The organism is Microbacterium terregens, from assembly GCF_039534975.1.
In the GTDB taxonomy this organism is placed as follows: Bacteria; Actinomycetota; Actinomycetes; order Actinomycetales; family Microbacteriaceae; genus Microbacterium; species Microbacterium terregens.
The window spans coordinates 567,697-585,738 of record NZ_BAAAWH010000001.1; the positions used below are offsets into that span (position 1 = coordinate 567,697).

The following is an 18,042-nucleotide window of genomic DNA, read 5'->3' on the forward strand; positions in this document are numbered from 1 at the left end:
AGTGTAGAGCGACGCGACGCGGGGCCGGCCGTCTGGTCGCCGGGCCGGCGAGAGGGACGAGATCGATGAGTCGGGGCGGCTCGGTCCGGCGTCGCACCGCGGAGTCGCCGGACCCTCAGGGGCGGCGCGCGGCGCTCTCGATTTCCACGGCGTCGCGGACGGCGAGCATGCCGTGGAGCGTTTCGGTGAAACTCGTCGAGAGGGGCGAGAGGCCGATGCGCAGTCCGCCGGGGTCCCGGTAGTCCGGGATGACGTCCTGCTCCCACAGCCCCGCGGTGACCGCACGCATGGCCGGATGCTGGAGCGTGACGTGTCCGCCGCGCCGTCCCGTCTCGCGGGGCGAGGCCACGGTCACCCCGAGCGCACCGAGGAGCGCGTCTGCGACCCGGATCGCGAATGCGGTGAGCGCGATCGACTTGTCGCGGATCGCGTCGATGCCGACGTCTTCGATGAGCGCGAGGGTGTCCTGCAGCGCGAGCATGCTCACGATCGGAGGCGTGCCCGAGAGGAACCGACGCATGCCGTCCGCCGGCACGTATTCGGGTCCCATCGCGAAGACGTCGGCCGCGCCCATCCAGCCTTGGATCGGCTGCGCGAGCGCGGCCTGGTGCCGAGCGGCGACGTACGCGAAGGCGGGCGATCCCGGTCCGCCGTTCAGGTACTTGTAGGTGCATCCGACGGCCAGATCGAACTCCCACGCGTCGGCCCGGATCGGCACCGATCCCGCGGAGTGGCAGAGGTCCCAGAGGATGAGCGCGCCGGCATCGTGCGCGATGCGGGTGAGGGTGCGCGCATCGGCGAGGTACCCGGACCGGTACGCGACGTGGCTCAGCACCACCACTGCCGTCTGCGGGCCGGTGGCCGCGCGCAGGTCTTCGGCGGAAACCCCGGAGGAACGATCGACATCGATCCACCGCACCCGGCCACCGCGCTCGGCGGCGATCCCCTCGACCAGATACCGGTCGGTCGGAAAGTTGTCGGTGTCCACGACGATCTCGACCCGCGCCCGATCGCGGGCGTGCTGCAGGTCGAACGCCGCCCGGATCAGCTTGTACAGAAGCACCGTGGTCGAGTCCGCGACGACGGTCTGACCCGCGGCCGCGCCGATGACCGCGCGTGCCACCGTGTCGCCGATCTCGAACGGCAGGGCCATCCAGGACTCGTCCCATCCGCGGATGAGGCGCCCGCCCCACTGCTCGTGCACGAAGCTCTCCATGCGCGACGCGCTGCGGCGCAGGGGCCGGCCGAGCGAATTGCCGTCGAAATACACCAGCGACGTGTCGGAACCTATGAACTCGTCGCGCAGGGCCGCGAGCGGATCGGACGCATCCAGTGCGGATGCCTCGGCGGCAAGCGCGGCCGGCGCCGGAGCGCCGGAGTCTGGCACGCGGGGACGATCAGCCGTGCTCATCGGCAATCAACTCCTCGGTCGGAACCACGGTCGCGCCGGCCAGCCAGGCGGGCACGGCAGACGAGGATGCGGGCGGATTCCCCGCGATGAACGTGGCGACGGCCTGGGACCGCTCACTGCCCGGCCACGGGTCGGTGAGGGCGTCCAGCAGCGCTTGGCCGCGCAGGCCCGCCTCGTGCAGCGCGCTCAGCTCACGCGCATTGACGCCGGTCGGGAGGTCGCCGTTGCCCAGATCGGTTCCGTACAGCACGCTTCCGCCCGCGGCGAGGAAGTGCTCGAGATTCGCTCTGGCGTGGTCGAGGTTTGCCGCATCCGCGCGGTGGATGTCCAGCGTCGAGATCCACCGCTGGCCGATCGCGACGGCTGCCGCGATGAGGGAAGGATCGAGCCGTTCGCTGAACGGGGTGTGGGCGAGGGCGTCCACACCGGCGTCGATCGCCACTCGGGCCATGCCGGCGCCCTCGGCGTGGGCCACCACCGGCAGCGCGTGCGTGCGTGCCGTCGCGATGATCGTCGCCAGCGTTGCGGCATCGATCACCGGTCCGGCAGCCGCGTTCAGCGCGACCTTGATCACCGCTGCCCCGAACTCCGCCTGCTCGTCGACCGCCGTCGCCGCGCCGCCGTTGACACCGGGGTGCGCGGAGGGATCGTGCACTTCGCGGACGGTGCCCGGCGGCGCCCACGAGCGCCCGCCCGGGTACCCGCCGGGCGCGGTGAGGAACGCACCGGCATATGCCACTCGAGGCATGGCGTCGGGCGTGCGCCGCGCGAGCTCGACAGGGTCGCCGCCGAGGTCGAGCACGCCGGCGATGCCGGAACGGCCGAGACGACGCTCGTCGATGAGATGCAGGTGCACGTGATGGTCGATGAACGGCGGCAGGACGACACCGGCGTCGCCGGAGATCGCACGACGGCACAGTCCGACGTCGTCGCCGAGGAGGTCACGCAGTTCGTGGTTGGTCGCCCGCCCGGCACCCTCCCGCGATCGCCCGCCCGGCATCCGTCACTGGCCGATCTCGGTGCGCACGGCGAAGAGCTCGGGGAAGAACGTCAGTTCGAGCGCCTTCTGCAGGAACGGAACCCCGCTCGAGCCGCCGGTGCCCTTCTTGAAGCCGATGATCCGGTCGACGGTCTTGAGGTGCCGGAAGCGCCACAGCTGGAAGTTGTCCTCCAGATCGACGAGCTCCTCGCACGTCTCGTAGGCCGCCCAATGAGCCTGCGGATCGGCGTAGATCGAGGCGAAGATCGGCACGAGCTCGGGGGTGAACGTCCACGCCTGCGTGACGTCGCGTTCCAGAATCGTCGCCGGGATCGGATACCCAGCGCGGGAGAGCCGCCGCAGGAACTCGTCATACAGGCTGGGCGCCTCGAGTGTCGCGCGCACCAGCTCGAGCGCGGCGGGATCCGCCGAGAACACACGCAGCATGCCGGCGTTCTTGTTGCCGAGTGTGAACTCGACCGCGCGGTACTGCGCGGACTGGAACCCGCTCGCGTTTCCGAGCACACCGCGGAACTGCGCATATTCGGCGGGCGTCAGCGTGGCCAGAACCGACCACTGCTCGGTCAGCGTGCGCTGAATGTGCTTGACGCGGGCGATGCACTTCAGCGCCGGCGCGAGCTGATCCTCACGGAGGAATCGGCACGCGGCCGCCAGTTCGTGCAGCACGAGCTTCAGCCACAGCTCCGTGGTCTGGTGCTGGATGATGAACAGCAGCTCGTCGTGGTGCTCCGGAGAGCTCAGCGGGTGCTGGGCGGCCAGGAGCGTGTCGAGCTCGAGGTACCCGCCATAGCTCATCCGATCGGAGAAGTCGGTGACGACCGATCCTTCGATCGCGCGCGTATTGCCCTCGACGCCTTCGCTCACAGGACGAGCCTACTCAGCGGCACCCGGCGGAGCGCTGCTAGATGATCGCGAGCTCGCGCAGCTTCGCTTCGACGGCGGCGTTGGACGGCTCGACGTGGTGCGAGGCATCCGGGTAGACCACGACGGGGATGCTGGTGCGACCGGAGATGTCCCGCGCGATGTCGGCGGCCGGGGGGTCGGCGACCAGGTCGACATACGTGAAGGTGACTCCCAGCGCGTCGAGCTGGGTCTTCGTGCGGACGCAGTCACGGCACCAGTCGGCGCCGTACACGGTGATGGTCGAGGTGGGGGAAGTCATGCATCCATTCTCCCGTATGAACCCTGGACGCCTGCCGGGTGCGCGGGGTTCGTGCACATGGGACGATTGAACCCGCATGCAACTGTCGATCATCGTCCCCACCTACAACGAGGCTCCCAACGTGGCGGAGCTCGTTCGTCGTGTGACCGCCGAGACCGCCGGCATCGATGCCGAGATCATCTTCGTCGACGACAGCACGGATTCCACGCCGGACGTCGTTCGTGAGGTCGCGGCATCCGCTGCCCTGCCGATCCGGCTGATCCACCGGGACCACCGGACGGGGGGACTGGGCGGCGCTGTCCTCGAAGGCTTCGCCGCGGCCGAGGCCGACGCCTGCCTCGTCATGGACGGCGACCTGCAGCATCCACCCGAGGAGATCCGCGACATCTACGCGAGGTTCCTGCGCGGCGACGTCGATCTCGTCGTCGCGTCCCGCTACGCCGGCGACGGCACCAGCGCAGGTCTTGCCGACCGCACGCGCGTGCTGGTGTCCAAGGCGGCGACCGCCTTGACGCGCGCGATGTTCCCCATCCGACTCCGGGGAGTGTCCGACCCGATGACCGGGTTCTTCCTGATCGACCGCAGGGCGGTGGATGCCGAGACCCTCAGACCGCGCGGATTCAAGATCCTGCTCGAGATCCTGGCCCGGAAGAATCTCCGCGTCGCGGAGGTTCCGTTCGATTTCGCCGGGAGGCATGCGGGCGAATCCAAGGCGTCGATGCGCCAGGGGATGCACTTCCTCACTCAGCTGACGGCGCTGCGGTTCGGCAAGATGTCGCTGTTCGCCGTCATCGGCGGCCTCGGAGCACTCGTCAACGTCGCGATCGTCTGGGCGCTCACGCAGCTGGGCGTCAACTACATCGTCGCGGCGATCATCGCGTCCGAGCTGACGATCATCGGCAACTTCCTGCTGCAGGAGCGCTTCGTCTTCCAGGACATGAAGGGCGAAGCGTCCGGTGTGTGGTCGCGCTTCATCAAGTCCTTCACGTTCAACAACACCGAGCTGCTGATCCGCATCCCGATCGTCGCGCTCATGGTGAGCGGGGGGCACATCTCCGCCGTGATCGCCACGGCCATCACGCTGTTCGTGGCGTTCATCGTGCGGTTCGTCTTCCACTCACTGGTGGTCTACGCACCGCGCAAGGCGGGCGCGACCAGCCGCGCACGCCAGCTCGTGGACGAGCTCGATGCACAGGCGATGTCGCCCGGGGAGTTGTAGGCCCCGCGTCAGCGAGCCGGGGGTGTGGGGCGGAGCCCCATGAAGTGGCGGGCGTCAGCGAGCCGGGGGTGTGGGGCGGAGCCCCACAAAGTACAGCGCGTCAGCCGATCAGTCCGATGAGCGCGTTCAGCCCCATGCCGTAGTTGATGCGGATCGTGGGCAGCGCCAGCTTGTCGGTGCCGATCGTGACGTAGCCCGGCTCGATCGTCCGCGCCATCTCGTACCCCGCCTGACGCAGCCCTTCCTTCGCGTTGTCGTTGTAGTGGCCGAAGGGGTAGGCCATGACCTGCTTGACGCCGCCGAGGACAGTCGCCGAGGTCTCCATGTCCGCGACGATCTCCGGGATCGTCCAGTTGACGATGCGGCCCTGCCCGTTCGCTCCCGCGCTGTGCATGTTGTGCGTGTGCGAACGCTGCTGCACGTACATCGACGGCGAGGGGCCGGTGCCGTCTACGGTGATGCAGAACGCTGTCGTCAGCAGCTGATCCTCGATGACGACTGGCATGCCCATCTCCAGCCACGTGATGTCGCAGTCATCGTCGGTGATGATCACCGAGTGGGCAGGTAGGAACAGCCGGCCGTCGATGAAGGCGCTGAGCTCATCCCACGTCGGCAGGTAGAACCCGGTCGTGGCGATGTGGTTCATGTGCGCGTCGAAGTCGCCGATGTACGCGTAGTTGCCGCGCAGCCAGTTGTCCTCGCCCTCCGGTTTCGGCGTGAACTGGTGGTACATCAGGATCGGTATCCGGGCGTTCTCCGCCGCGTTCTCTTCCGGCGTCTTCCACGACGCGTACAGCGTGGTCTCCTGGTCCGTGCATGCGACCGGTTCCGAGCCGTTCACCCGGCTGGGGATGGCGAACGCCGCGGCGTCCTCGGGCGTGGCGTACCACCCGGCGAAAACGAAGCCGTCGCGTTGCGGGACGGGCAGCCCGGAGAAGAGCTGCCCCTGCGTCTGCAGCATCGGAGCGTCCACCACCGCGTCGCCCTGAAAGCTGACGGCACACGCCTCCGGGTCATCGGTCGATGCCAGCAGCTGGCGGGCGGGGGTCTGGTCGTCCGACGCCGGCGCGGGAGGTGGTGTCGTCGTCGCGGGAGCCTCGGATTCGTCTGCGACGGGAGCTTCGCCGCCGCGTGTCAGCGCCAGCACGGACACGGTCGTCACCACGCCGGCGATCAGGACGATCGCGGCCAGGAAGGTCGCCAGCCGCCGACGACGGCGGACGCGAGCGGACACGCGATGCGCGCGGTTACGTGTGGAATCGGTCACAGCTTCTTACCCCAGACAGTGGGCGCCCCGACCATCGGACATGCGCCTCATCGCATATCGTACGGCGTGGATCCTGAGACCCGAGGGAGCGGGTGCACGCGAGGTTCGGGGCCGAGCCGACCGCGGTGCGGCGCGGATCGCTACGCTGTCGCTCATGACAACGCTCGTCCTCACCGTCGTCGGAGATGATCGACAGGGGCTCGTCGCGGCCGTGGCGGATGTCGTCACCGCTCACGGCGGCAACTGGGAGAACAGCCAGCTGGCAGAGCTGTCCGGTGCCTTCGCCGGCATCATCGAGGTGTCCGTCGGCGACGATCGCGTCGAAGAGCTGCGCGCGGCACTGGGCGCTCTCGACGGTCTTCTCACGGTGACGACCCACGCGGGCGGTGCGGGGACCAAGGATGCCGCGCCTCCGCGCTCTTTCTCGTTCCGTGTGCTCGGCAACGACCACCCGGGCATCGTCCGCGAGGTCTCCTCCACCCTCAGCGCGCACGGCCTGAGCATCGAGCGGATGACCACCGAGACGCGCGATGCGGCGATGTCCGGTGGCCGGCTGTTCGAGGCGACCATCGCCGCGGAGGTCCCGGCATCCGTCGATGTCGACGCGGTGCAGGCCGCGCTCGAGCGTCTCGCCGCCGAGATCCAGGTGGACGTGACGCGGGAGCCGTGACATGCGGCGTCAGGGCGACTCGCGACGTCAGCGCCCGGGTGCGGCCGCCACGAGCCGCGGAAGCGCGCGTTCGATGGTGTCCATCGTCGCGGTCAGCGAGACGCGGAAATGCTCGGGGCGATCGAAGATCGTGCCCGGCATGAGATGGATGCCCTCGACGGCCAGTGCGTCGCAGAAGGCCTGCGCGTCGCCATCGGGAGCGCGGCCCCACAGGTAGAACGTGCCCTCCGGCCGGGTCAGCGTGTACCCCGCCTCATCGAGTGCACCGTACAGACGGTCGCGCTTGCGGGTCAGTTCGGGGATGTCGATGGACACGTCCTCGAGGGCGGGCACGCTGTACTGCATGAGTGCGTTGGGAAAGCCCCAGCCGATGGCGAGCTGGGTCGGCATGAAGGCCTCGCGGAGCTCGTCCCGCTCTGTGGTCGGCAGAAGGGGCGAGAGCGCGAGGTAGCCGAGCCGCTGCCCGGGGGCGAGGAGCACCTTGCCGTAGCTGTAGTCGATCATGGTCCACGGATACGAGGCCGCGGGACTGTCGAACCCGATCCCGTCGAAGCGGATGCGCCGGTACGGCTCGTCGGAGAGGAGCCAGATCCGGTGCCCGTGGGTGCGGGAGGCCGCCTCCAGCACGACGGCCAGCTCGACCCACGTCTCCCTCGGGAAGACCCTGCCTGTCGGGTTCGAAGGAGAGTTGACGATCACGAGTCGCGTGCGCGGACTGATCGCCCGTGCGATCGCGTCGACGTCGAGGGAGAAGTCGGAGGGATCGAGGGCCGCGGCGACCGGAACGAGGTTGGCCGCGTGCAGCATCGGCTCGTAGCAGAACCACCCGGGGACCGGGATGACCACTTCGGTGCCGGCGTCGGCGACCAGGGTGAGCGCCAGTGCGATCGCGCCGAAGGCGCCCTGGGTCATCGCGATGTCCTCCGGCTGGAAGTCCAGTCCGAGTTCGTCAGTGAGGCCCGCGGCCACCGCCTCCTGCGCGGGCCGCTCGTTCGTCTTGTAGGCGTACCAGTCGACCGTTCGCGGTGCGAGCTGTGCGGCCATGGCACCCGTGAGCCCGGCCAGCGCCATCTCGTGCGGGTTGCCGAACGTGAAGTCCATCGCATCGGGATCCTGCGCGACCGCCTGGATCCGGGAGAAGAAGGCCGTCACGCGGTCCACGGAGGACTTCGCCCTGACGGCACGTTCGGACATGGCCATGTCGCCCGCCTTCCGAGCCCGCCCCTACAGGCTCCGTGGTCAGACTTCCAACTCCGGCGTGCGGCGTCAATGGGCTGCATCGTGCGTCGCCGGTGGCGTGAAACGGCCGTCGGGGTCGATCGGAGGCGCGGTGCGGGGAAAGTCGCGTCGGCCGCGCTCATCCATCAGCTGCGCCGCTCGGCCCTCGGGGTCGGGAACCGGTCTGCCGTCCTCATGCTCGAACCGGACCGAGCGCACGCGCCCATCGATCACGCTCCCCTCGGCATCCAGACTCACCTCGAGGTATGCCCCATACCGTGTGGCCTGATCGGCGCCGAAGACCCCGCCGCCGCCGAAGTTCCCGAGACTGTAGGCGATGAGCCTGTCCTGGTAGAACTCCATGCCGCGCAGCACGTGCGGCCCGTGCCCGAGGACCAGATCGGCGCCGGCATCGATCGCCGCGTGCGAGAACGCGATCACGTCGCCCCTCTTCTCGCCGTACATCGTCTCCATCCCGGGCGTCACGGCCTCGGCATCCGAGCCCTCTGCGCCCATGTGCGCGTGCGCGACGACGATGTCCGCCGTCGACGCTGCCGCCTGAACCACCTCGCGGACGTGACGCAGATCCGTGAGCCGGTTGGTGTCGCCGTAGGGGGCGAAACCCAGCACGGCCACCGTGAGGTTCCCGACACGGGTGCAGGAGATCTCGTTCCGCGCGCCCACGGTGCGGATGCCGGTGGCGGCGAGGTTCTGCTGCGTGTTGACGTATCCCTCGTGGCCGAAGTCACCGGTGTGATTGTTCGCAAGATTCAGCAGATCGAAGCCTGCGAACAGGGGAGCCGCGTCGGCGGCGCTTCGAAACGCCAGGCACTCGGCCCGCGCTTCGCATTTGTCGTACCCCGTGTCGGCCGAGATGACCTGCTCGAGGTTGCCGGTCACGATGTCCTGGGTGAACCACGGACGCACCTCGTCGAAATGATCCTTCCCGCGGTCGGCGGGAACGTCGTGGCCGACGTCGTAGAGCAGAACGTCGCCCGCGCCGCCGATGCTCACCTGCCCCGCGTGCGATGCGGGGCGGCGGGGAGGGTCGGACGGACACCCCGCGATGCCGGACCCGCCCCCGGCGACCGCGCCGGTCGCGATCAGGAGCATCACCGCGACGGCGCCACGCCACGGCACGGAACGCGGCAGCGCACGCACCGCGTTTCGCCGCCGCGGTCGCGCCGTCGAGCGCCGCGCCGGCAGGTCGAGCAGCCAGAACAGGCGATCCCTGACGATCAGGTGACCGAGCGCCGTGCTCGTCGCGACGATGACCGCGGTGAGCGCCAGCGGAAGGAGCACGGCAGCGCCCAGCTGCACCGCGACCCGAGCACCCGACAGCCATCCGACCAGGAGAAAGTCGGCGAACGCCAGCAACGGCATATGGGCGACGTAGATAACGAGGGTGCGCGCGCCGAGCCAGCTCATTCCTCGGCCGAGGAGCGGCACTCGGGCCAGGACGGGCGCGACCAGGACCCCCATCACCACTCCGATCAGCGACACGGCCGGCCACACGCCCGGGACGGTCGCCGAGTCCGTGATCCGCATCGCCGCGAAGGCGAGGACGTAGACGACGACCGAGAGCATCGCTGTGACCGGAGTCGACCGGGCGACCAGACGCCGGATCTGCGGAGCGAGATGAAGGCCCAGCAGGAAGAACAGCAGGTTGTAGAGCAGAGAGCCGCGGTTGCTCACGACGTCGATCAGACCGGCCGAGACCGTGACGGACAGGACGGCCGCACCGGCGATCACCGACCACCGGGGGGCGCGTCGCAATGCCTTGGCGACCACGAAGTAGAGGGCCAGCGCGTATAGATACCAGGTGTTCGGCGGGCTGATCGTGATGGCCTCGATGAACTCGGCGAGGCTGCGCGGGATGAGGGTGGGGAAGTCGGGGAAAGCCCACATCGCCGCCATGTGGATCAGCGTCCACAGCAGGTACAGGTAGAGGAGACGAACGACGCGGGGGCGGAACACCGCCGACCAGGGCCGTTCGTAGGCATTCGCTGCGAAGAAGCCCGACATCAGCAGGAACAGCGGCATGAGCAACGGCCAGATCAGATCGCCGGCGAGTCCCCAGACACCGGGGATCGGGATGCCGAGCTGCCAGTCGATCTGCAGGTAGGTCTTCATGACGACGTGCCACAGCACGACGAGGACGATCAACGCCCCTTTCAGACCGTCCGCCCACAGCAGCCGCGGGCCACGGGAGTTCGCCGGAGCGCTCATGCGCGCGCCTCTGTCGGGACGGTCGCCCCCGCTGTGTCGTGAAGGAGTTCGCCGCTGGGTCGGGCGAGCAGCGCGGTGTTCGCGCGGATCTCCTCGTCATGCACAAGCAGTTCGGTGGTGGGTGCGGGCATCCCCCCAGCCCAGCGCCCGCCATGTTGCGACGGCGTATGGGCTCTCGGATATCCGGACCGTATGTCGCGTCAGGATCCGGATCTTGCGCGACGCAGGGGCGTCGCTAATGAAGAAACCCCCTCCTGTAGAAGCCAGAAGAGGGTTTCAGTGGCTCCGACGGGCGTCGATCCCGTGACCTCACGATTTTCAGTCGTGCGCTCTACCAACTGAGCTACAGAGCCACGCGGCATCCGAGGATGTCACGTCCTAGACGAAAGGCCCTCTTCGAAAAAAGGGCCTGTCGCCATAGAGCGACCCTGACGGGACTTGAACCCGCGACCTCCGCCGTGACAGGGCGGCACGCTAACCAGCTGCGCTACAGGGCCATGCATATGAAGTTGTATGTCGGGCGTGACCCCAACGGGATTCGAACCCGTGCTACCGCCGTGAAAGGGCGGCGTCCTAGGCCGCTAAACGATGGGGCCGGATGAACCCGGGGGCTCACCGTTACCGACGCTCAAGCATACGCAATCCAACGCTGATCCGCCAATCGACCTCGCGGACTGCGAAGAGCGCGGTAGTCCTCAGTCTAGGGGTGCGCGGCGGCCGTGTTCGCCGCGGGGGTCCGATTCCGTGTCTGCGGGCGCGCCAGCGGCCATCCGGGCTCCACGCCGAGTGAGATGGGTGGAGCGCACCGCCTGCAAGGAGCAGGATGGGAGCAAGCGAAGGTTTCCGTTGCGCATGTGACTGATGTTGCTAGTGTGAGGGAAGTCGACCCGCGACGGGAGGATCCGTGGAGCCCGATAAGACCCAGGACGAGTGCGGTTGCGCTCCGACGCCTGCTGAGCGGCGCACGCTCTGGCCGGCGGTGAGCCGGCGAGGTGCACTGGGCCTGGGCGTGCTCGGCATCGTCGCTCTCGGAGCGACCGGTGGTCCCGTGATCTCCTCGGCGTTCGGCGCGACGTATCCGTCGTGGGACGACGTGCAGGCTGCCAAGGCCAACGAGGCCGCCAAGGCCGCCGAGGTGTCCAAGATCCAGGGGCTCATTCAGAGCCTCAACAGCGAAGTCGCTCGCACCCAAGAAGCAGCCAAGCTGGCGTCGGACGTCTTCTACGAAGCACAGCAGGCCTTCTTCGCCCAGGCCCGGCGCGCCGACGAACTCCAGGCGCAGGCGGACCAGCAGGCCGCGCAGGCTACGGACTCGGCGAACAAAGCCGGTCGCCTGGCCGCGCAGCTCTACCGCAACGGCGGCGATGACACGTCGCTCGAGTTGTTCTTCGCCGGCTCCGCAGCATCGACGGATGACCTGCTCGCCCGTCTGGGCACGATGGACAAGCTCATCGAGCGCAACAGCGCGGTGTACTCCGACGCGGTCATGGCGCGCGACTCGGCGCAGAGTCTCAGCGATCAGGCCGTCGTCGCCCGGGCGGAGCGCGATCGCCTGCAGCGGGATGCCGAGCAGAAGATGGTCGTCGCGCAGGAAGCGGCCAATGCGGCCCAGGCTGCTCTCGACGCCCAGACCGCCAACCTGGCGACGCTCGAGGCGCAGCTCGCTGCACTGCAGGACACTACGAGCAAGACGATCGCCGACTACCAGGCCGGCGTCGAAGCGGCACGAATCGCCGAAGAGAAGCGCCAGGCGGAACTGCGCGCCGAAGCCGACCGGCGCGCAGCGGCGGCAGCAGCCGCCGCAGCCGCGGCGGGTGGCGGCGGTGGCGGTGGCGGTGGCGGTGGCGGTGGAGGCGGCGGCGGTGGAGGCGGCGGCTCCGGTTGGTCGAGACCCGGCGGCGGCGGCGTGTCCTCGGGCTACGGCCCCAGATACGTGCAATGCGGCAGCGGCTATTGCTCCAGCGGCTACCACGAGGGGACCGACCTCGGGCAGGCATGCTGGTCGGGCATCTACGCCGCCTACTCCGGCACGGTGGTCTTTGCGGGATACAACGGCGGCTACGGCAACTACGTCAAGATCGATCACGGCAGCGGTGTCGCCACCGGGTACGCGCACATCTCCAACGGCGGCTTCTACGTCAGGTACGGCCAATGGGTCAACTCCGGCGACCTCATCGCGGCCACCGGGCAGACCGGCAACTCCTTCGGCTGCCACCTCCACTTCGAGGTGTATCTGAACGGGCGCACGACCAACCCGGCGCCGTTCATGGCCGACCGGGGTGTCTGGCTCTAGCCCGCCACCGTTGCCGCACGCAGGCTCCGAACACTGAAGGCGGACGACGCGCTGGTGCGCGGCATCCGCCTTCTGCGTCGTGCGGTCAGACGGTCTTGGGCGCGATGCCCTCACCCTGTGTCTTGGTCTCGCCCTCGTGCTCGGCGAAGCGGACGATGGCCTCGTCGAGGATGCGGTCGGCCTCAGCCCGGTCGCCCCACGCGTCGACCTTGACCCACTTGTTGGGCTCGAGATCCTTGTAGTGCTCGAAGAAGTGCTCGATCTCCTTCTTCGTGTACTCGGGAATGTCGTCGAGGTCCTGGATGTGGCTCCAGCGGGGGTCCTTGGTCAGGACCGCCACCAGCTTGTCGTCGCCGCCCGCCTCGTCCTTCATCTTCAGCACGCCCACCGGACGCACGTTGACCATCACGCCCGGGAAGAGGGTGACATCGAGCAGCACGAGCACGTCGAGGGGGTCGCCGTCCTCGCCGAGGGTGTTCTCGAAGAACCCGTAGTCGGCGGGGTAGCCCATCGGAGTGAACAGGACGCGGTCCAGAAAGACCCGCCCGGTGCCGTGATCGACCTCGTACTTGACGCGGCTGCCGCGGGGGATCTCGATGACGGCGTCGTGTGCGCCCATGCGTGTGCTCCTTGAATGACGGGTGGGGAATGCCGCGAACCAGCCTACTCGCGCGCGTCGGCCGTCAAAAAGCGGGGAGAAATGGCGGCCTTCACCGCCGCCGGGTGCCGTGCACCGCAGTTGCGCCCGTCGCTTTGACACGACACGGCGATACCGTGGGAGCGTGGACACCCGCCCGAGCCTCGACCCCGCCATCGCCGAAGTGCGGCTGGCCGTGCGGGCCGCCCTTGCCGGTCTGGCGCCGGGCGACGCCGTTGTCGTCGCGCTCTCCGGAGGCGCCGATTCGCTCGCCCTGACCGCGGCGGCTGCCTTCGAGGCCCCGAAGCTCGGGGTGCGCGCGGTGGCGGTGACCGTCGATCACGGGCTGCAGCAGGGCTCAGCGGATGCCGCGGCGCTGGCCGCCGATCGGGCCGCAGCGCTCGGGATCGAGGCGCGCGTCGTGCGCGTCGATGTCGGTGCAGACGGCGGACCGGAGGCGTCCGCGCGCGCGGCGCGCTACGCCGCGCTCGCCGCCGAAGCCTCGGCGATCGACGCGCGCGCCGTGCTGGTGGGGCACACGCTCGATGACCAGGCTGAGACCGTGCTGCTGGGGCTCGCGCGCGGGTCGGGTGCCGCCAGCCTGCAGGGCATGGCGCCGGCCGGCGAACTGACCTCGGGCATCGCCCTCCTGCGACCGCTGTTGGGCGTGCGCCGCGGGATCACCCGCGCGGCCTGCCTCGCGCAGCGCGTCGAGCCGTGGGAGGACCCGCACAACGCCGACCGGCGCTTTGCCCGCGTGCGCGTTCGCGAGGCCGTGCTCCCCGTGCTCGAGGCAGAACTCGGTCCGGGGATCGCCGAAGCGCTGGCCCGTACGGCCCTGCAACTGCGCGAGGATGCCGCGGCCTTCGACGAGATGATCCATGAGACGATCGAAGACATCGTCGAGCACGCCGAGGCGGGCATCTCGGTCTCGGTCGCCGCTCTTGCGGCCAACCCCGCGGCGCTGCGCCACCGCATCATCCGCCGCGTGGTGGCGGCTGAGTTCGGCGCGAGCCTCACTCGCACGCAGACGCTCGAAGTCGCCCGACTGGTCACGGACTGGTCCGGGCAGGGACCGATCGACCTGCCCGGATGCCGTGTCCGACGCGCCGGCGGACGACTGGAGTTCACGGCATCCTGAACCGCTCGTGGCGTTACTTCTTGCCTCCCAGAAGTCCGCCGAGCAGACCGCCGATGTCGATTCCGGACGATCCCGAGCCGCCGCCACCGAGCAGCCCGCCGATCAGGCCACCGAGTCCGCCGCCCTCGGAACCCGCGTCCTGGGTGGGCGCCTTGTCCTTCTGCTGATTGGCGATGAATCCCATGATGATGGGAGCGAGGATCGGCAGGAGCTTGCCGAAGTCGATCCCCGCGGTCTTGGGCTCCTGCGTGAGCTTCTGGGCGACGGCCTGTTCCTGTCCGTCGAAGATGTGGCCGAGGATCTTCTCGCCGTCGGCGGTGTCGAGCGCGTTCAGGTCGACGCGGCCGCCCGCGACCTCGCCGCCGTGCTTGCCGAGCGCCTTCTCGATTGCGGCGGCACCGTCCGGGGTCTGGGCGTTGCGCTGCAGACCGCTCAGAATCGTCGCGCCGCCCTCTTCGACGGCCTGTCGGGCCTGACCGGGGTCGACGCCCAGCCGAGAGGCGATGTCGTCGATGGGAAGGGCCTTGAGGATGTCGTCCATTCCGGTCATGCGCTTACTCCCTCGTTCTGACAGGCCTCGTCGCCCGCCCGGCAAGCCTACGGTCGGCTGCGCGCGCAGGCCAGGTCGACCGTGCGCGCTGACGCACGGTTCCTCGTGGGGCTCCGCCCCACACCCCTGGCTTGCTGACGCGCAGTTCTTTGCGGGGCTCCGCCCCACACCCCTGGCTTGCTGACGCACGGTTCCTTGTGGGGCTCCGCCCCACACCCCTGGCTTGCTGACGCACGGTCCCTTGCGGGGCTCCGCCCCACACCCCTGGCTTGCTGACGCGCAGTTCTTTGCGGGGCTCCGCCCCACACCCCTGGCTTGCTGACGCACGCCATACACTCGGACCATGCGCGCCGTCGACATCCAGAGCGAGATCACCGAAATCCTCGTCACCGAGGAGCAGATCCTGAAGCGGCTCGACGAGATCGCCGCACAGGTCGCCGTGGATTACGCGGACAAGGATCTTCTGCTGGTCGGGGTGCTCAAAGGCGCGATCATGGTCATGGCGGACTTCTCTCGTGCTCTGCCGACCGTGGCTCCGATCGACTGGATGGCGGTGTCCTCGTATGGCGCGAGCACGAAATCCAGCGGTGTGGTGCAGATCCGCAAGGACCTCGACGAGGACCTCCACGATCGGCACGTGCTGATCGTCGAGGACATCATCGACTCCGGCCTGACCCTGAGCTGGCTGCTGGAGAACTTCGCCTCGAGGGGCGCGGCATCCGTCGAGGTGTTCGCTCTGCTGCGCAAGCCGGATGCCGCGAAGGTGCACGTCGACTGCCGCTACGTCGGCTTCGACATCGCGAACGAATTCGTCGTCGGCTACGGCCTGGATTACGCCGAGAAGTACCGCAATCTCCGCGATGTGGCGATCCTCGCCCCGCACGTCTACAGCTGACCTGCCCGCACTGCCCCGCCCGATCGTTCGTTCACTTGCCCTGGATGTACACGAAACGGCGTCTCGGGCGTACATCCAGGGCAAGCGAACACAGGATCGGCGGCTCAGGGAGCCCGATCGGCACTGACGGGGGCCCCGCTCGCAGCGATCGGCCGCACGCACGCGTCGCCGCCGTCGACATCGCCCGGGATGCCGCACGCGACGCCGTCGACGATTCCGCCGTCGGCGAATGCACAGACTGGGCATAGACAGCCCGCGATACCCTGATTCCACCGTCGCCGAGGCCCCGAGTCCTCGTGCGGACGGATCGTCGACGAAAGGGAACGGGCGCCGCCCGCACCATGGACTTCAAGAAGATCACCCGAAACCCGCTCTTCTACGTGCTGCTGATCGGGATCTTCCTGATCGTCGGGTTCTCGCTCATCTCCAGCCTTGGCGGAGCCAAGCAGATCTCGACGCAGGAGGGGCTCAAGCTCCTGAGCGGCTCGACGGTCACCGAGGTTCTCAACACCGACGGCGATCAGCGCGTCGACATGAAGCTATCCAAGCCCTACGAGGGCGCGTCGGACGTGCAGTTCTACTACGTCTCCGCGCGGGCCGCAGAGGTCGTCGACGCCGTCACCGCGGCCGACCCGGCCGACGGCTTCAACGACTCGGTGCCGCGTCCGAGCTGGTTCGACGGCTTCCTCTCGCTGATGCTGCCGCTGCTGCTGCTCGGCCTGCTCTTCTGGTTCCTGCTCTCCAGCGCCCAGGGCGGTGGAAGCAAGGTCATGCAGTTCGGCAAGTCCAAAGCCAAGCTCGTCTCCAAAGAGACTCCCACCGTCACCTTCGACGATGTCGCCGGGGCAGATGAGGCGATCGAAGAGATGCAGGAGATCAAGGACTTCCTCAAGGACCCCTCCAAGTTCCAGGCCGTCGGCGCCCGCATCCCCAAGGGCGTACTGCTGTACGGCCCTCCCGGAACCGGCAAGACGCTCCTCGCCCGTGCCGTGGCCGGCGAAGCCGGTGTGCCGTTCTACTCGATCTCGGGCTCCGACTTCGTCGAGATGTTCGTCGGCGTCGGCGCGAGCCGCGTCCGCGACCTGTTCAACCAGGCCAAGGAGAGCTCGCCGGCGATCATCTTCATCGACGAGATCGACGCCGTCGGCCGCCATCGTGGCGCCGGAATGGGCGGCGGTCACGACGAGCGTGAGCAGACGCTGAACCAGATGCTCGTGGAGATGGACGGCTTCGACCCGAAGGTCAACGTCATCGTCATCGCGGCGACGAACCGCCCCGACATCCTCGACCCCGCGCTGCTGCGCCCCGGACGCTTCGACCGACAGATCGGCGTCGACGCGCCGGACCTGAAGGGCCGCAAGCGGATCCTCGAGGTGCACGGGCGCGGCAAGCCCCTCGCCGAGGGCGTGGACCTCGAAGTCGTCGCCCGCAAGACACCCGGATTCACCGGCGCCGACCTGGCGAACGTCCTGAACGAGGCCGCGCTGCTCACCGCCCGCTCGAACGCGCAGCTGATCGACAACCGCGCTCTGGACGAGGCGATCGACCGGGTCATCGCCGGTCCGCAGCGTCGCACGCGCGTCATGCGCGACAAGGAGAAGCTCATCACCGCCTACCACGAAGGCGGTCACGCGCTCGCAGCGGCGGCGATGAACAACACCGACCCCGTCACGAAGGTGACCATCCTGCCCCGCGGCAAGGCCCTCGGGTACACGATGGTGCTGCCGCTGGATGACAAGTACTCCATCACCCGCAACGAGCTGCAGGACCAGCTCGCCTACGCGATGGGCGGTCGCGTCGCCGAGGAGATCGTCTTCCACGACCCCACGACCGGCGCATCCAACGACATCGAGAAGGCCACCGGCATCGCGCGCAAGATGGTCACCGAGTACGGCATGACCAACGAGGTGGGACCGGTCAAGCTCGGCTCCGCCAGCGGCGAGGTCTTCATGGGCCGTGACATGGGCCACGGCCGGGAGTTCAGCGAGAAGCTCGCCGAGCGCATCGACCTCCAAGTCCGCGCCCTGATCGAGCAGGCGCACAACGAGGCCTACCAGGTGCTCAACGACAATCGTGATGTCCTGGACCGCCTCGCCCTCGAGCTGCTCGAGAAGGAGACCCTGGACCACCTCGAGCTCGCCGAGATCTTCAAGGACGTCAAGCGGCTTCCGCCGCGTCCGCAGTGGCTCTCGAGCAACGAGCGGCCGGTCTCGTTCCAGCCGCCCGTCGAGGTGCCGCGTCGCGCCCAGCCGGAGGGCATCGCCGCGGCCGTCGAGGCCGAGCAGGGCGCCCCCGAGAAAGCCACGAAGCGTCGTCCCACCGGTCAGGCGCGCCCCGCGACCGCGTAGGC

At 68.7% G+C, this 18,042-nt stretch carries 16 protein-coding genes and 3 tRNA genes; 6 read left to right on the plus strand and 13 right to left on the minus strand.

From position 1 onward, the window contains the following. Positions 1-115 precede the first annotated feature (115 nt). From ABD655_RS02610 to ABD655_RS02625, 4 genes are read right to left on the minus strand one after another with little or no spacing between them, the layout of a single operon-like run. Entirely contained in the window at positions 116-1,411 is a 1,296-nt protein-coding gene (locus tag ABD655_RS02610) for a kynureninase (RefSeq protein WP_344711486.1), read from the minus strand. Next, the gene (locus tag ABD655_RS02615; protein ID WP_344711487.1) at positions 1,398-2,411 is read right to left on the minus strand and encodes an amidohydrolase family protein; all 1,014 of its coding nucleotides are present in this window, start codon (positions 2,409-2,411) and stop codon (positions 1,398-1,400) included. The genes ABD655_RS02610 and ABD655_RS02615 overlap by 14 nt, the downstream gene beginning before the upstream one ends. 3 nt (positions 2,412-2,414) lie before the next feature. Then, positions 2,415-3,275, minus strand: a complete 861-nt coding sequence (gene kynA / locus ABD655_RS02620; protein WP_344711488.1) for a tryptophan 2,3-dioxygenase — start codon at positions 3,273-3,275, stop codon at positions 2,415-2,417. Between the two features lie 37 nt (positions 3,276-3,312). After that, positions 3,313-3,573, minus strand: a complete 261-nt coding sequence (locus ABD655_RS02625; RefSeq protein ID WP_344711489.1) for a glutaredoxin family protein — start codon at positions 3,571-3,573, stop codon at positions 3,313-3,315. A gap of 76 nt (positions 3,574-3,649) precedes the next feature. Between ABD655_RS02625 and ABD655_RS02630 the strand changes: the two genes are divergently transcribed. Next, the gene (locus ABD655_RS02630; RefSeq protein WP_344711490.1) at positions 3,650-4,792 is read left to right on the plus strand and encodes a glycosyltransferase; all 1,143 of its coding nucleotides are present in this window, start codon (positions 3,650-3,652) and stop codon (positions 4,790-4,792) included. Positions 4,793-4,892: 100 nt separating this feature from the next. On the opposite strand, the gene ABD655_RS02635 is transcribed toward ABD655_RS02630, so the two are convergent. After that, positions 4,893-6,026, minus strand: a complete 1,134-nt coding sequence (locus ABD655_RS02635) for a xylanase (protein WP_344711491.1) — start codon at positions 6,024-6,026, stop codon at positions 4,893-4,895. A 187-nt stretch (positions 6,027-6,213) separates the two neighbouring features. Here ABD655_RS02635 and ABD655_RS02640 point away from each other — a divergent pair, with 187 nt between their 5' ends. After that, the gene (locus ABD655_RS02640; protein ID WP_344711492.1) at positions 6,214-6,729 is read left to right on the plus strand and encodes a glycine cleavage system transcriptional repressor; all 516 of its coding nucleotides are present in this window, start codon (positions 6,214-6,216) and stop codon (positions 6,727-6,729) included. A 27-nt stretch (positions 6,730-6,756) separates the two neighbouring features. Here ABD655_RS02640 and ABD655_RS02645 read toward each other — a convergent pair whose 3' ends face one another. From ABD655_RS02645 to ABD655_RS02670, 6 genes are all read right to left on the minus strand, one after another. Beyond that, positions 6,757-7,929, minus strand: coding sequence for an aminotransferase class I/II-fold pyridoxal phosphate-dependent enzyme (locus tag ABD655_RS02645; RefSeq protein ID WP_344711493.1), 1,173 nt, complete (start codon positions 7,927-7,929; stop codon positions 6,757-6,759). 66 nt (positions 7,930-7,995) lie between these two features. Beyond that, positions 7,996-10,176, minus strand: a complete 2,181-nt coding sequence (locus ABD655_RS02650; RefSeq protein WP_344711494.1) for a CapA family protein — start codon at positions 10,174-10,176, stop codon at positions 7,996-7,998. Then, entirely contained in the window at positions 10,173-10,307 is a 135-nt protein-coding gene (locus tag ABD655_RS02655) for a hypothetical protein (RefSeq protein ID WP_344711495.1), read from the minus strand. Before ABD655_RS02655 ends, ABD655_RS02650 begins: the two co-directional genes overlap by 4 nt. A gap of 149 nt (positions 10,308-10,456) precedes the next feature. Beyond that, positions 10,457-10,529 (minus strand) — tRNA-Phe (locus tag ABD655_RS02660). Between the two features lie 70 nt (positions 10,530-10,599). Further along, positions 10,600-10,673, minus strand: a tRNA-Asp gene (locus tag ABD655_RS02665). A gap of 26 nt (positions 10,674-10,699) precedes the next feature. Next, positions 10,700-10,772: transfer RNA gene (locus ABD655_RS02670), tRNA-Glu, on the minus strand. A 308-nt stretch (positions 10,773-11,080) separates the two neighbouring features. Between ABD655_RS02670 and ABD655_RS02675 the strand changes: the two genes are divergently transcribed. Next, on the plus strand, positions 11,081-12,469 hold the full coding sequence (locus ABD655_RS02675; RefSeq protein ID WP_425561667.1) for a peptidoglycan DD-metalloendopeptidase family protein: 1,389 nt from the start codon (positions 11,081-11,083) through the stop codon (positions 12,467-12,469). 85 nt (positions 12,470-12,554) lie between these two features. On the opposite strand, the gene ppa is transcribed toward ABD655_RS02675, so the two are convergent. Beyond that, positions 12,555-13,088 (minus strand): inorganic diphosphatase, encoded by a 534-nt coding sequence (ppa, locus tag ABD655_RS02680; protein ID WP_344711497.1) that lies wholly within the window; start codon positions 13,086-13,088, stop codon positions 12,555-12,557. 163 nt (positions 13,089-13,251) lie between these two features. On the opposite strand from ppa, the gene tilS reads away from it, so the two are divergent. Further along, positions 13,252-14,247, plus strand: a complete 996-nt coding sequence (gene tilS, locus ABD655_RS02685) for a tRNA lysidine(34) synthetase TilS (RefSeq protein WP_344711498.1) — start codon at positions 13,252-13,254, stop codon at positions 14,245-14,247. A 13-nt stretch (positions 14,248-14,260) separates the two neighbouring features. On the opposite strand, the gene ABD655_RS02690 is transcribed toward tilS, so the two are convergent. Next, positions 14,261-14,797: a DUF937 domain-containing protein gene (locus ABD655_RS02690; RefSeq protein ID WP_344711499.1), complete on the minus strand. Its 537-nt coding sequence runs from the start codon at positions 14,795-14,797 to the stop codon at positions 14,261-14,263. Positions 14,798-15,140: 343 nt separating this feature from the next. On the opposite strand from ABD655_RS02690, the gene hpt reads away from it, so the two are divergent. Continuing rightward, positions 15,141-15,692 (plus strand): hypoxanthine phosphoribosyltransferase, encoded by a 552-nt coding sequence (hpt, locus tag ABD655_RS02695; RefSeq protein WP_344711500.1) that lies wholly within the window; start codon positions 15,141-15,143, stop codon positions 15,690-15,692. 341 nt (positions 15,693-16,033) lie between these two features. Further along, positions 16,034-18,040: an ATP-dependent zinc metalloprotease FtsH gene (gene ftsH / locus ABD655_RS02700; RefSeq protein ID WP_344711501.1), complete on the plus strand. Its 2,007-nt coding sequence runs from the start codon at positions 16,034-16,036 to the stop codon at positions 18,038-18,040. Positions 18,041-18,042: the final 2 nt, after the last annotated feature.